Raw genomic sequence first — 13251 nt, 5'->3', positions numbered from 1 at the left:
ATGAGCTGTAAGACACTGATTATAACCTATTATTGGCCACCAGCAGGAGGGCCAGGTGTACAACGTTGGTTAAAATTTGTGAAGTATTTACCAGAATTTGGTATTGAGCCTATTGTGTATTGTCCTGAAAATCCAAATTATCCCATATTGGATCAGAGTTTGGTAAATGAGATTCCAAAGAACATTACCATTTTAAAACAAGCTATCAATGAACCTTATGGGTTGGCAAGTGTGTTTTCAAAAGGAAAATCTAAAAAAATTAGTTCAGGTGTTATTCCTAAAGCCAAAAAGCAGTCGTTAACAGAAAAAGCCATGCTTTATGTGAGAGGGAATTTCTTTATTCCTGATGCTCGGAAAAATTGGATAAAACCTTCGGTTGAGTTTCTTTCAAACTATATAAAAGAGCATCAAATTGAAACGGTAATTACGACAGGACCACCTCATAGTTTACACTTAATAGGCTTGCAATTAAAAGCAAGAATAGGAGTAAAGTGGTTAGCCGATTTTAGAGACCCATGGACCACGATTGGTTATCATAAAGATTTAAAACTAACAGCGGCTTCAAAAGCAAAACATATTGATTTAGAACAAAAGGTTTTAAATGCTGCCGATGAAATTATAGTGACTAGTAATCATACCAAAAACGAATTTCAAACCAAAACCAAACAACCAATTTCGGTAATTACAAATGGTTACGATGCACATTCAGTTAGGATAGAAGCTAAGGATGAAAAATTTACTTTATCTCATATTGGTTCGTTGTTGTCTGAACGTAACCCTTTGGTTTTATGGGAAACCCTTTCGGAATTAATTAAAGAAAATAGTGCTTTTTCTGAAGCATTTAGCTTGCAATTAATAGGTGTGGTTAGTGATGATGTTATTGAGTCTATTCATCAAAAGGGATTAAAGAATCATGTTAATATTGTGGGGTATGTGAGCCATGATGAAGCCTTAAGGTTTCAAATGAAATCTCAATTATTACTACTCATAGAAATCGATTCAGAAGATACCAAAGCTATTATAGCAGGTAAAGTTTTTGAATATTTAATTTCGGAAACACCAATATTAGCTATGGGACCAAAAGATGCCGATGTAGCACAAATAATAACATCTACAAATACAGGATCGTATTTTAATTACCAACAGAAAGCCGAATTAAAAGTTCAGCTTTTAAACTATTTTGATGCTTATCAGAATAATACTTTAAAAGTAAATGCTATAGGTCTGCAGCCTTACAGTCGCAAAGCCCTAACTCAAAAATTAAGTGCAATAATTTTGAAGGGGTAATTTCTAAAATTCGTTTTAGAATTTAAAACCTTATAATTGTAATTTGCTAGACTATGGGAATTGTATTAAATCAATCGTTTAAAAACACAATCACTACGTATTTGGGTTTTGGCATTGGTGCTATTAACACACTATTTCTTTATACTAACTTTTTATCGGACGAGTACTATGGTTTGGTTGCGTTTTTGCTTTCTGCAGCCAATATTATGATGCCATTTATGGCGTTTGGTGTACACAATGCGATTGTGAAATTTTATTCGACATTCAAATCAAAAAACAGTATCAATAGTTTTTTAACCTTGATGTTATTTTTGCCATTATTGTTTATAATTCCAACAGCGTTTATAGGTTATTTTGCTTATGATACTTTAGTAGATTGGCTTTCTAGAGAAAACCCCATTGTAGAAAATTATGTCTGGCATATTTTTATTTTGGCTGTTGCTATGGCTTATTTCGAAATCTTTTTTGCGTGGACTAAAGTACAGATGCAAACCGTTTTTGGGAATTTAATGAAAGAAATTTTTCACCGCGTATGTATTATGCTATTACTTATTGCAGTTTTCTTCGATTGGTTAACGGTAGATAATTTTATAGTTGCGTTGGTTGGCGTTTATGTTTTACGAATGGTTATAATGAAACTGTATGCTTACTCGGTAAGATTTCCGAAGTTGAAATTTCAGAAAGTTGAAAATAGATTTTCAATACTAAAATATTCAGGACTTATGATTATTGCAGGTTCTGTTGCGATGCTTATTCTAGATATTGACAAGTTTATGATTGGTGTAATGCTACCAGATATTGAGCAAGTGGCTTATTACAGTGTAGCTATTTTTATAGCTACTGTTATTGCCGTTCCGCAACGTGCAATGCATCAAATTATGTTGCCATTAACCGCTAAATATCTTAATGAAAGAGATAAAATCGCTTTAGAAGATTTGTACAAACGGAGCTCTATAACATTGTTGGTGGTAAGTGGTTTTATTTTTCTGCTTATAATTTTAAACATTAATCAATTGTATCAAATTCTTCCAGAAAAATTTACGGGAGGTCTTTTTGTGGTGCTCATTGTGAGTCTTGCTAAATTATATGATAACAGTTTAGGAAATAATAATGCCATATTATTTAATAGTGATTATTATAGAATGGTTTTGTTTTTTGGAGTGTTACTCGCGTTGATGGCAATTGTATTAAATGCCGTATTTATTCCTGTATATGGTATTGAAGGTTCTGCTTTTGCAACATTCTTGGCTGTTTTTATTTATAATACAATCAAAATTATATTTGTAAAACGAAAATTTAATATGTTGCCTTTTACTATAGGTTCTGCTAAGGTTATATTGGCATTAATAGTATTATCATTAGCATTTTATTTTTGGGATTTTCCATTTCACCCTGTAATGAATATTATTTTGAAATCTGGATTAATAGGTCTCATTTACTTTGTGTTAATTTATAAATTGAATGTGTCTGAGGATATTTCAGAACAAATAAAAAAGTATTTAAAATTTTAAAAACGTTTAAAAAAAAGAAATTCCCGTAAGTTGCTTTGAGGCACACTTCATACGGGAATTCCTAACCAACCAAAAAAAACGTTTATCCTCTTGTTCGTCTTGAACTAGATCTTGTAGAACTTTGGTTGCTTGTTCTTGCTGTAGATCTACTGTTTACAGACGATGATTTACTTTTATTCTGAACGGTACTTCGTTGTCTTGTATTTTGCGAGCTCGTCTTGTTGTATGTACGAGAAGAAGTCGCAATTGGTTTTCTTGCCGAAGTTGTTCTTGTGCGATTATTAGACACACTTGAATTACTTCTGGTCACATTATTATTGGTGTTTCTTGTAGATACTGTATTACTACGAGTGGTTCTTGTTGGAGTTGTAGCTCTTGTATTAGAACGTGTCGTTGTTATTCCATTAGAAACCCGATTTGCACTCGTTCTGGTAGCTGTATTTGCATTACGTGTTGTTCTTGTTGTAGCTGTATTAGCTGCTCTTAAACGTGCTGTTCTTGTACTTGTAATTGTAGCATTGTTTCGTGTTGCATTAGTTCTAATAGCTCTTTCTCTACTATTTCTTGGTGTTTGAGCATAACTAACTCTATTTCTTGTTGTAGTAGATCTTCTTACGGCATGTCCATTATCACGTCTTCCAATATTATAATATCTGACATTGTTTATATATGGTCTATAATAAATATGTCTTACAGGTGTATAAAACTGTCTGTATGGATTAATATGAACAATAGAGAAGTTAACATGTGGTGTCGCATAAAATCGGTGCCAAGGTCTGTAAACATAAGATCTGTTGTATATATTAATAAAGCCATCATATCTGTAAAATACATTGTTTCTGTAGTACACATTTAGACCGCCAATACGACTAATTCTACCAAAATTGTTATAGTTAATAAAGATGTTTCCAATTTGGTTTACACGTCCGTAATAGTCGTAATAAATAGGTGTGTTTTCAATTTGAATAATAGCACCAAAGCTATCATACTGTACATAAGGATTATAGTCATAACCTGTATTAAAGCTCAAACTAAAACCAGGAGTATTAATTCCAACGCTTACGTCTGGTCCGTAATTTGGTAAATAAAAATCAAACTGACCATCGGCGAAAACGGAAAACTCAATTCCAGCTTCATTAAATATGAAAGAATTACCATAACCTCTCACATAGTTATTAATTGAAGCCTCTGCTTCTGATGTGGTTGTGTTGGTCGCGAATGCAGTAGTGCTTATAGCGACTAAAGCTGCAAATAAATATACAATTCGTTTCATAATAATTGGGTTTTAAATTAAACTCGTTTAGTACAAAACAAACAACGTGCCAAAAAAATATAACGCTATAATTCAGTATGTTATGTTTATTTGATAATTAAAATAAGAAATAGTATTAGATGCAATCATCCTAAAGGTATTGAAGGTGTCATATATTTTATTACTTTTAAACCAGACTAATTGCTACATCATGAGTGCCAACCAAGTGAATTGTAAGAATTGCGAACAACCTTATGATGAGGGTTTTCAGTTTTGCCCACATTGCGGACAAAAAACAAATGACGAACTTACGATAGGTGTATTATTTTATAATACTATTAGTAATTACTTTTCATTTGATGCACGTTTTTTTGTGAGTTTTATCCCTTTACTATTTAAACCTGGTTATTTAGCTAAAGAATTTATAAAAGGAAAGCGTTTACTGTATTTGCATCCTGCACAGATGTATTTGTTTATTTCTGTAGTATTCTTTTTTATTTTTTCGTTTACGGCAAGAGATCAGGTTAATACTCTAAACAATGATTTTCAAGAAATTTTTGACAAAGACAGTACAGTAGTTTTAGATTCAATTCAAACTAGAAAAAGAGACTCTATAAAACAAGTTAAAGATTCTGAGGCTCGAAAAGAAATTGAAACGGCACTTAGGAAGAATAAGTTCATTACAGGAATGAGCGATAAAGAAATTGATTCTATAATTAAATTAGATACCTTACCTAAGAAGAATAACATATCATTTGGTTTTGATGAGTCAGAAATAGATTCTTTACTTAGTGTTAACGCATCTGATGAGGTTATATACAAATCCATGGGATTAGAGGAAGATGATGGTTGGTTTATGCGAAAACTATATGCTCAGGTACTTAAGTTTTACAAATCAAAGGATGCAGGTAATATTGTAGGTGCATTTTATGATACGGTGCCTATTGCCTTGTTTTTTGTTCTACCAATTTTTGCTTTAATTCTTAAACTGTTCTATTTTAAAAGAGGAACTTATGCGCATCACTTGGTATTTAGTTTTTACTATTTTTCGTTTATTTTTACTGTTTTGAGTATCATTTTTGGTTTTAATTTAATTTATGAAATACCAGATTGGATAGATTTCTTAATTGCGTTATCTTGTTTTATTTATCTTTTCATAGCCATAAAACGCTTTTATAATCAAGGATGGTTTTTAAGTTTTGTTAAGACGTCTCTATCTACTATGGTGTTCTTTCCTTTTGTATTAATAGCAGTAATATTTATAGGACTTTTTGCTTTTATGTACTATTAGCCGTTAATAGAGCCAGCATGCCAAATAGGTATGCTTAAAAAAGCACTCAACATCTCAGCATCTTTAATAATAGATTTTAAATTACCATGATCAACGACGTTTCTTCTAGAAGCATCATCTAAAACTAAGTTGAGTTCAAAACTTTTATAGGAACCGTCATCACTTTGAACGTACTCTCCAATAATTTGAATGGCCACAATTGATTTCAAAGATAAATAGTCTTTAGATTGTTGCCTTCTCGATTTATGTAGTTTGAATTGGTAAGTCGTGTAATATAACCCTTGTTGCTTATCGAATACTCTTGGTTTGTAAAATATATAAAACATAAAACCACCAGCTCCAGCAAATATTAACCCAAAAAGGATGAGAAACCAATTGATGGAAATGGATTCTGAATTTCCTTTAAATAATGGAACGAGATTAAAAAATAAAACACCCAAACCAACAGCTAAAAATATAAAACTGAAGATGGCGGCTCCAATGGAAGGCTTGTAAATTAATTTTGAAGGAGATGCCTGAATTAAAACATGCGTTTTAAAACTGGCTCCACCAGGTTTCAAAGGAGACGTTGAAACTTTAGATTCTGTACCATGAGTATTACTAAGCGCATTTTCTCTAGCTTCAATAACTTCGTTATGAAAACCTTCGGGTAAATCCATCTTATAATTTTTCTTTTAGATATTTTCCTGTAACCGAATTCTTATTTTTCACAATGTCTTCAGGAGTGCCTGCCGCAACGAGTTGTCCGCCATGTTTTCCTCCTTCAGGACCTAGATCTATAATATAATCGGCACACTTTATTAAATCAATATTATGCTCAATCACTATAATAGAATGGCCTTTAGCAATTAAAGCTTGAAATGATTTGAGTAACTTTTTTATATCATGAAAATGAAGCCCAGTTGTAGGTTCATCAAAGATGAAAAGCGCATTATCGCTTTTACTTCCTTTGCCTAAAAACGTCGCCAGTTTTATACGCTGCGCTTCTCCACCAGAAAGGGTAGAAGAGGATTGTCCTAAAGTAACATAGCCTAAACCAACATCTTGAAGCGGTTGTAACTTGCCTTTAATCTTAGTTTCTTTATGAGTCTCAAAGAAATCGATAGCATCATCTATCGTAAGATTTAAAATGTCATCGATAGATTTGCCTTCAAACTTAACTTCTAAAACTTCTTTTTTAAAGCGTTTACCACCACAGGTATCACAGGTTAAATGCACATCGGCCATAAACTGCATTTCAATAGTAACTTCTCCTTCTCCTTTACAGGTTTCACAACGCCCACCATCGACATTAAAGCTAAAATGCTTGGCAGCGTAGTTTCTAATTTTACTTAATTTTTGAGAGGCAAATAATGCACGAATATCATCATAAGCCTTAATGTAAGTCACTGGGTTGGATCGCGATGAACGCCCAATGGGATTTTGATCTACAAATTCTACATGTTGAATATTGCTATGATTGCCTTTTATTTCTGAAACCTGACCAATTTTATCACTAAATCCTGTGAGTTTCTTTTGAATGACAGGAAATAGAATCTTTTTAACTAAAGTACTTTTCCCACTTCCAGAAACACCTGTAATAACCGTTAGCATTTCTAATGGAAAATTAACCGTTACATTTTTTAAGTTGTTTTCGCGTGCACCAACAATTTCAATATTATATTTTGAAGTTCTTCGTTTTTTAGGTACTTCTATTTCTAAGTCACCATTTAAGTATTTTGCGGTGAGTGTATCTGCAGATAGAATGTCCTCAAAATTACCAACAGCAACGACTTCACCACCTAAAGTTCCGGCTTCTGGACCAATATCAATAATGGCATCTGCTGCTTTCATAATGTCTTCATCATGTTCTACAACGATAACTGTATTACCTAGATCTCGTAAGGATTTTAAAACGTCTATTAAACGCTCGGTATCTTTTGGATGCAAGCCAATACTTGGTTCATCTAAAATATACATAGAACCTACTAAGCTACTTCCTAAAGAAGTGGCTAGGTTTATACGTTGACTTTCACCGCCAGATAAGGTATTCGATTTTCGATTCAAGGTTAAATAACTTAAACCTACATTAGATAAAAACTCTAATCGTGTATTGATTTCTGTTAGAAGGCGTTTTGCGATTTTAGCATCACTTTCGCTTAGCTTTAAGTTTTTAAAAAAGACTGTGAGTTCGTCTATAGGTAAATCTACTAAATCAGTGATAGTTGCATGATTGATTTTTACATAACTGGCTTCTACGCGTAGGCGCTTACCTTTACAAACATTACATTTTGTTTTACCACGATAGCGCGATAACATCACACGATTTTGAATTTTATAGGCTTTCGATTCTAATTCTGCAAAGAAATCATCTAAACCTTCAAAATATTTATTCCCTTTCCATATAAGTGCTTTGTGAGCATCACTTAATTGAAAGTAAGGCTTGTGAATAGGGAAATCGAAATGGTGAGAGTTGTTTACCAATTGATCTCTGTACCAACTCATACTTTCTCCTCTCCATGGAAAAATAGCGTTTTCAAAAACAGATAAAGCCGTGTTGGGAATCACTAAATCATCATCAATACCAATAACATCACCATAACCTTCACATTTAGGGCAGGCTCCATAAGGATTGTTAAAGCTGAATAAATGTGCATTTGGTTCCAAAAAAGACATGTCATCAAGTTCAAACTTATTGTTGAATATGGTTTGTTTTTTGTCTGAAAGCGATTCTATTATGCAAGTGCCAACACCTTCGTAGAAAGCCGTTCCTACAGCATCTGCTAATCGGTTTAAAAAGTCTTCATCGTTTTTAAAGACAATTCTATCTACAACTAGGAATAAATCATCAGCTGAAGAAATATTTTGTTTTAAGGCATCATCAATTCTAACAACATCATCTTTTACTTTTATACGTGCATAACCTTGTTGTTGTAAGGTTTGAAGTTTGTTTTCTAAAGTTCGGCCTTCTTCTAAGATAATAGGAGCTAAGAGTAATAATTTGGTGCGCTCTTCAAACTGAGAAATAAAGTTTATAACATCAGAAACTGTATGTTTTTTTACTTCCTCACCAGAAATAGGAGAGTAGGTCTTTCCTATTCTAGCAAATAATAATTTAAGATAATCGTAGATTTCAGTTGTGGTACCAACTGTTGATCGTGGATTTGTAGAATTTACTTTTTGCTCAATAGCAATAGCAGGAGCAATACCTTTTATGTAATCTACTTTGGGTTTGTTAAGTCGACCTAAGAACTGACGTGCATAACTACTTAAACTTTCTACATAACGTCTTTGACCTTCTGCATAAAGTGTATCGAATGCTAAACTAGATTTTCCTGAACCAGATAAACCTGTTATAACGACCAATTTATTCCGAGGAATAACCACATCAATATTTTTAAGATTGTGCAGTTTTGCGCCTTTTATAATAATATTTTCCTTTGGGCTAACGTCTAAAACAGTAGTATTCATAGGTTACTTTCGGTGTGTAAGTTTGCAAAGATACTACAATAGCAAGTAAAGATTAAAATATGTGATATAATTCGCTAAGGATGCTATAATCCTAAATAATAACATTCAATTATTACTGATTTAACAGTTATTTTATCCATTAAAGGAACTTTTTATTCGATAAAATGTTAAATTTTAGTACTATTTTTTGTTTATTCGGAATGATTGTTGTTATATTTGAAACTTATTCATTTAAAAAAAAATCGCGTATAGCATAATATTACTTTAAAAAAACAGCTTTTTAACCCCAAACTTTAGTAGGCAACTGCTAAGTTTTAAAGTAATTATTATGAAAACAGAACTTATCCAAGACGCGGAATTAGTAACCAACTACATTAATGGTAACGAAAGTGCACTTTCAGTATTAATAGAAAGGCATAAGCAGAAAATTTACAGCTTTATTTATTCTAAGGTGTATGATAGAGACGTTACTGAAGATGTTTTTCAAGACACATTTATTAAAGTAATAAAAACGCTAAAGCGTGGAAAATATAACGAAGAAGGTAAATTTTTACCTTGGGTAATGCGTATTGCTCATAATTTGGTTATAGATCATTTTAGAAAGAATAAGCGTATGCCTAAGTTTCATAACACTGGTGAATTTAGTATTTTTTCTGTGTTAAGCGATTCTACTTTAAATGCAGAAAAAGTGCTTATAAAAGATCAGGTAGAAACTGATGTAAGACGTATTATTGAAGAGTTACCAGAAGATCAAAAACAGGTGCTTTTGATGCGTATGTATCAAGATATGAGCTTTAAGGAAATTTCAGAACGAACAGGTGTGAGTATTAATACAGCTTTAGGAAGAATGCGTTATGCACTTATTAATATGCGTAAAGTAATTGAGCAAAATAATATTGTTTTAACTAATTGATACAATATAGTATATAAAGTTGCGTTTTTGCTATATATAAACTCATAAAACAAAAAAATGGCAAAAATTTACTCTAACGCTTCCCCAAAACAACATAACCTAAATCCAAAAGATGAAACTATAAGTTTCCTTTTGAATTATTCTAAGGCTTTAAGTGTTATAAATTATAATAAATTGAAGTTTGAAGCACTTCTTAATTAAATTGGAAAGAAAATCTTGATCTTAAAACGTCAGGATTTTTTTGTAAAAAGTAACTCTTCATAGTTTTGAGTGGTTAGATATTCGTGTTTTAAATCTTTTAAATATTGAATGGTCTTTTCCTTTAAAGGATGCTTATCTCTTAAGCAGTTTGTTATGTTTTCATCATAAATAGTTATGATAAGATACCAATGACCGGTTCTACTGGAATAATGCCCCTCAAACAAGCGAGAATTTCCGTTACTTTCTCTTTTAGCATCGATTAAAGCGAGAGGAAGGTTTACACTTTCTTCTGTGCGTTCTGCTTCATAATACGACAAATAAAGGCTTTGATTATTGAGTTGAAAAGGTACATTAATACCAACATCAATATCATTTAGGTTGTACTTTTTATTAATATAGTTATAGAATTCACCTGCGTCTTTAGGGTCTTTAAATATAAAAGATGTTTCTCTGGGCATTTTGCGCTGAAACTTCTTTGCTTGCATTATTTTATAATCTTCATTTTTGAATCTAGGTGCAATTTTTACCGGAATACAAGATAGTGTAGCAAAAGCCAAAAGTAACATGGTGAGTTTTTTCATGGATTGATGAATTTAAATTCATACATCAATAACTATTCCATAGCATTCTATTTTTTCTTTTTATAATAGTCATCTAACACCGATTTTCTACCAATAGTCTTGGTGATAATATCTTTATCTAAATCCCAACCACGAGCAGGCGAATATTCTCTACCATACCAAATAATTTGAAGATGTAAATCGTTCCAAAGTTCTTCTGGAAATATACGTTTAGCATCTTTCTCGGTTTGGACAACGTTTTTGCCATTAGTTAAGTTCCAACGGTACATTAAACGATGAATATGTGTGTCTACAGGGAAGGCCGGAATACCAAAAGCTTGTGATAAAACTACAGCTGCCGTTTTATGTCCAACAGCTGGTAATGCTTCAAGTTCCTCGTAAGTTTGAGGCACTTTTCCGTTATGTTTATCAATTAATATATGCGATAGGCCGTGAATACCTTTGCTTTTCATTGGAGATAGACCAACAGGTTTTATGATATCTCGTATTTCTTCAACACTAAGTTTAATCATATCATAAGGATTGTCTGCTTTTTCAAAGAGTAAAGGAGTGATTTTATTGACACGAACATCTGTGCTTTGTGCAGACATTAAAACGGCAATTAGTAATGTGTATGGATCTTTATGATCTAATGGAATTGGAATTTCTGGATAGAGCTGATTTAACGTATTTATAACAAAATCTACCTTTTCTTGCTTAGTCATTCATTGTATTTTTACAGAAATACAAATTTACATAATATGACACACTTAAAGGCAGGAGATAAAGCTCCAGATTTTACAGCTTTAGATCAAGATGGAAATACAATCACACTCAATGATTATAAAGGAAAGAAGTTAGTTTTGTTTTTTTACCCAAAGGCAAGTACTCCAGGTTGTACAGCAGAAGCTTGTAACTTAAATGATAATTACGAGCGTTTTACAGCAAACGGTTATGAGATTTTAGGAGTTAGTGCAGATAGTGCCAAAAGGCAGTCTAATTTTAAAAATAAATATACATTTCAGTATCCTTTATTAGCAGATGAAGATAAAGCTGTTATTGAAGCTTTTGGAGTTTGGGGACCAAAGAAATTTATGGGGAAAGTGTATGATGGTATTCACCGTACGACATTTGTTATAGATGAAAACGGTATTATTGAAGATGTTATTTCAAAAGTAAAAACAAAGGCTCATTCTGAGCAGATATTAGGAGAATAATACAGAATTAGAATAAAAAAAAAGCGACCATTATACTATGTTTAGTAGGTAAATGGTCGCTTTTTTACTTTATATATAATATCAATTTTTATGCAGTACTTCTTCGGATTCGCATCCAAATAAGCTCTTTTCTTTTATCAATTTAGAAACCCCTTCAGGTAACATTGTTTCCCAACCGTTTTCATTATTTGAAATCATTTTAAGAACAGTTCTAGAGAAAACAGACAAGTTAGAGCTGTCGTAATCTGATATATCTACAACTTTGCCATTGTATTTAAAGAATTTATAGAGTTCTTTCATACGTGGATGTACTTTAAGATTTTCGCTGTTGGTTATGCTACCATCTTTGTTTTCCATAGGATATAGATAAACACGTAAATCTTTGTAAAATAGTTTTCCAAAGGCCTCTAAAATACCACCACTTAAATGGCGGTAATATTTCTCGTCAAAAATGTCTACAAGGTTATTTACTCCCATGGCTAAGCCCATTCTTGCTCTAGAATATTGAGAGAAATATTCAACTAACTTGTAATATTCTTGGAAGTTAGAAATTAATACCGTTTGTCCTAAAGAACATAGTAATTTAGCACGATCCATAAAATCTTGCTCATCAATTTTACCTTCAGCTCTTAAGTTAGATAATGTGATTTCGAAAATAACTTGTGTTTTTTCTTTATCTACTTTATTTTCTTTAATGAACATTTCGTAAGATTTCTCAAACATGTCCATATTTACTTTAGTAACAGGTCTAAAGCTTCCTCTAAGGGTTAGTATATTTTTTTTGTATAACACACGAGCAGGTAATACATTATTACCATCTGGTGCAAACATTACGGCATCTGTCATTCCGTTTTTAACCAATTGTAAACTCATTAAACGGTTATCTACATCTTCAAATACAGGACCAGAGAAATTAATAGTATCAATTTCTAATTGATCTTTATCTAAATGGTCATATAAATAACGTAATAATTTTCGGGGTTGATTGTATTTATAGAAAGCACCATAAATTAAATTTGTACCTAATTTACCTAAAGTTTCTTGTTGTAAACGTGCATCTGTTTCCTTAAAACGGATATGAAGTACAATCTCATTGTAATCTTCTCCTGGGCCAACTTGATATTTTATACCAACCCAACCATGGCCTTTGTATTTCTTAGCAAAATCTATGGTTGCAACAGTATTAGCGTAAGAGAAAAATATTTTATTTGGATGTTTATCTCTTGTGATACGCTTTTCCATTAAACCAACTTCGTGATTTAACATTTTACGAAGCCTAGCTTCTGTAACATAGCGTTTATCATCTTCAATACCATAAATAGCATCACTAAAATCTTTATCGTAAGCAGACATAGCTTTAGCAATGGTACCAGAAGCACCTCCAGCTCTAAAAAACTGACGCACAGTTTCTTGTCCTGCTCCAATTTCAGAAAAGGTACCATAAATATCTGCATTAAGGTTAATCCGCAAGGCTTTGTCTTTTAGAGACGGAATATTTTCAAAATCCGAGTCGCCTGTATACGTTATGTCCTTCATAGAATTGGGTTTATATCGTTAAAGCAAAGGTAC

Annotated in this window: 12 protein-coding genes; 6 read left to right on the top strand and 6 right to left on the bottom strand. The window is 32.2% G+C overall.

All coding sequences use genetic code 11. The features are described from left to right. Nucleotides 1-1287: a glycosyltransferase gene (locus ABD730_RS10425; RefSeq protein ID WP_344714411.1), complete on the top strand. Its 1287-nt coding sequence runs from the start codon at nt 1-3 to the stop codon at nt 1285-1287. A 53-nt stretch (nt 1288-1340) separates the two neighbouring features. Next, nucleotides 1341-2798: an oligosaccharide flippase family protein gene (locus ABD730_RS10420; RefSeq protein ID WP_344714409.1), complete on the top strand. Its 1458-nt coding sequence runs from the start codon at nt 1341-1343 to the stop codon at nt 2796-2798. Nucleotides 2799-2880: 82 nt separating this feature from the next. Here ABD730_RS10420 and ABD730_RS10415 read toward each other — a convergent pair whose 3' ends face one another. Beyond that, on the bottom strand, nt 2881-4071 hold the full coding sequence (locus tag ABD730_RS10415; RefSeq protein ID WP_334466387.1) for a hypothetical protein: 1191 nt from the start codon (nt 4069-4071) through the stop codon (nt 2881-2883). A gap of 190 nt (nt 4072-4261) precedes the next feature. On the opposite strand from ABD730_RS10415, the gene ABD730_RS10410 reads away from it, so the two are divergent. Then, nucleotides 4262-5341, top strand: coding sequence for a DUF3667 domain-containing protein (locus ABD730_RS10410; protein ID WP_344714407.1), 1080 nt, complete (start codon nt 4262-4264; stop codon nt 5339-5341). Here ABD730_RS10410 and ABD730_RS10405 read toward each other — a convergent pair. Together ABD730_RS10405 and uvrA are read right to left on the bottom strand one after the other, a co-directional pair. Beyond that, complete coding sequence (locus ABD730_RS10405; protein WP_334466383.1) at nt 5338-6000, bottom strand: hypothetical protein; 663 nt, start codon at nt 5998-6000, stop codon at nt 5338-5340. The genes ABD730_RS10410 and ABD730_RS10405 overlap by 4 nt on opposite strands. 1 nt (nt 6001) lies before the next feature. Next, nucleotides 6002-8791 (bottom strand): excinuclease ABC subunit UvrA, encoded by a 2790-nt coding sequence (gene uvrA, locus ABD730_RS10400; RefSeq protein WP_344714405.1) that lies wholly within the window; start codon nt 8789-8791, stop codon nt 6002-6004. A gap of 328 nt (nt 8792-9119) precedes the next feature. Between uvrA and ABD730_RS10395 the strand changes: the two genes are divergently transcribed. Further along, nucleotides 9120-9704 carry an RNA polymerase sigma factor gene (locus ABD730_RS10395; protein WP_215925879.1) on the top strand — a complete coding sequence of 195 codons (585 nt, stop codon included), beginning with the start codon at nt 9120-9122 and terminating at the stop codon, nt 9702-9704. A gap of 57 nt (nt 9705-9761) precedes the next feature. Next, nucleotides 9762-9905 (top strand): hypothetical protein, encoded by a 144-nt coding sequence (locus ABD730_RS10390; protein ID WP_334466376.1) that lies wholly within the window; start codon nt 9762-9764, stop codon nt 9903-9905. 29 nt (nt 9906-9934) lie between these two features. Here ABD730_RS10390 and ABD730_RS10385 read toward each other — a convergent pair whose 3' ends face one another. After that, the gene (locus ABD730_RS10385) at nt 9935-10486 is read right to left on the bottom strand and encodes a hypothetical protein (protein WP_344714402.1); all 552 of its coding nucleotides are present in this window, start codon (nt 10484-10486) and stop codon (nt 9935-9937) included. A 47-nt stretch (nt 10487-10533) separates the two neighbouring features. Further along, the gene (locus ABD730_RS10380) at nt 10534-11190 is read right to left on the bottom strand and encodes an endonuclease III domain-containing protein (protein ID WP_334466370.1); all 657 of its coding nucleotides are present in this window, start codon (nt 11188-11190) and stop codon (nt 10534-10536) included. Between the two features lie 36 nt (nt 11191-11226). Between ABD730_RS10380 and bcp the strand changes: the two genes are divergently transcribed. Next, nucleotides 11227-11682: a thioredoxin-dependent thiol peroxidase gene (gene bcp / locus ABD730_RS10375; protein ID WP_344714400.1), complete on the top strand. Its 456-nt coding sequence runs from the start codon at nt 11227-11229 to the stop codon at nt 11680-11682. A gap of 81 nt (nt 11683-11763) precedes the next feature. Here bcp and ABD730_RS10370 read toward each other — a convergent pair whose 3' ends face one another. Beyond that, nucleotides 11764-13218 (bottom strand): TonB-dependent receptor, encoded by a 1455-nt coding sequence (locus ABD730_RS10370; RefSeq protein WP_334466364.1) that lies wholly within the window; start codon nt 13216-13218, stop codon nt 11764-11766. Between the last annotated feature and the right edge of the window lie 33 nt (nt 13219-13251).

The sequence above is a fragment of the Winogradskyella damuponensis genome (assembly GCF_039538385.1).
Taxonomy (GTDB): Bacteria; Bacteroidota; Bacteroidia; order Flavobacteriales; family Flavobacteriaceae; genus Winogradskyella; species Winogradskyella damuponensis.
Note: the sequence above shows the minus strand (reverse complement) of the source record. Positions and strands in the feature narration are given on the sequence as shown.

What these genes read in the sequence shown, in the direction of transcription:
- ABD730_RS10415 (WP_334466387.1), bottom strand. Translation starts at nt 4,071, where the DNA reads ATGAAACGAATTGTATATTTATTTGCAGCTTTAGTCGCTATAAGCACT.
- ABD730_RS10370 (WP_334466364.1), bottom strand. Translation starts at nt 13,218, where the DNA reads ATGAAGGACATAACGTATACAGGCGACTCGGATTTTGAAAATATTCCG.
- ABD730_RS10380 (WP_334466370.1), bottom strand. Translation starts at nt 11,190, where the DNA reads ATGACTAAGCAAGAAAAGGTAGATTTTGTTATAAATACGTTAAATCAG.
- ABD730_RS10425 (WP_344714411.1), top strand. Translation starts at nt 1, where the DNA reads ATGAGCTGTAAGACACTGATTATAACCTATTATTGGCCACCAGCAGGA.
- ABD730_RS10420 (WP_344714409.1), top strand. Translation starts at nt 1,341, where the DNA reads ATGGGAATTGTATTAAATCAATCGTTTAAAAACACAATCACTACGTAT.
- ABD730_RS10395 (WP_215925879.1), top strand. Translation starts at nt 9,120, where the DNA reads ATGAAAACAGAACTTATCCAAGACGCGGAATTAGTAACCAACTACATT.
- ABD730_RS10405 (WP_334466383.1), bottom strand. Translation starts at nt 6,000, where the DNA reads ATGGATTTACCCGAAGGTTTTCATAACGAAGTTATTGAAGCTAGAGAA.
- uvrA (WP_344714405.1), bottom strand. Translation starts at nt 8,791, where the DNA reads ATGAATACTACTGTTTTAGACGTTAGCCCAAAGGAAAATATTATTATA.
- ABD730_RS10390 (WP_334466376.1), top strand. Translation starts at nt 9,762, where the DNA reads ATGGCAAAAATTTACTCTAACGCTTCCCCAAAACAACATAACCTAAAT.
- ABD730_RS10410 (WP_344714407.1), top strand. Translation starts at nt 4,262, where the DNA reads ATGAGTGCCAACCAAGTGAATTGTAAGAATTGCGAACAACCTTATGAT.
- bcp (WP_344714400.1), top strand. Translation starts at nt 11,227, where the DNA reads ATGACACACTTAAAGGCAGGAGATAAAGCTCCAGATTTTACAGCTTTA.
- ABD730_RS10385 (WP_344714402.1), bottom strand. Translation starts at nt 10,486, where the DNA reads ATGAAAAAACTCACCATGTTACTTTTGGCTTTTGCTACACTATCTTGT.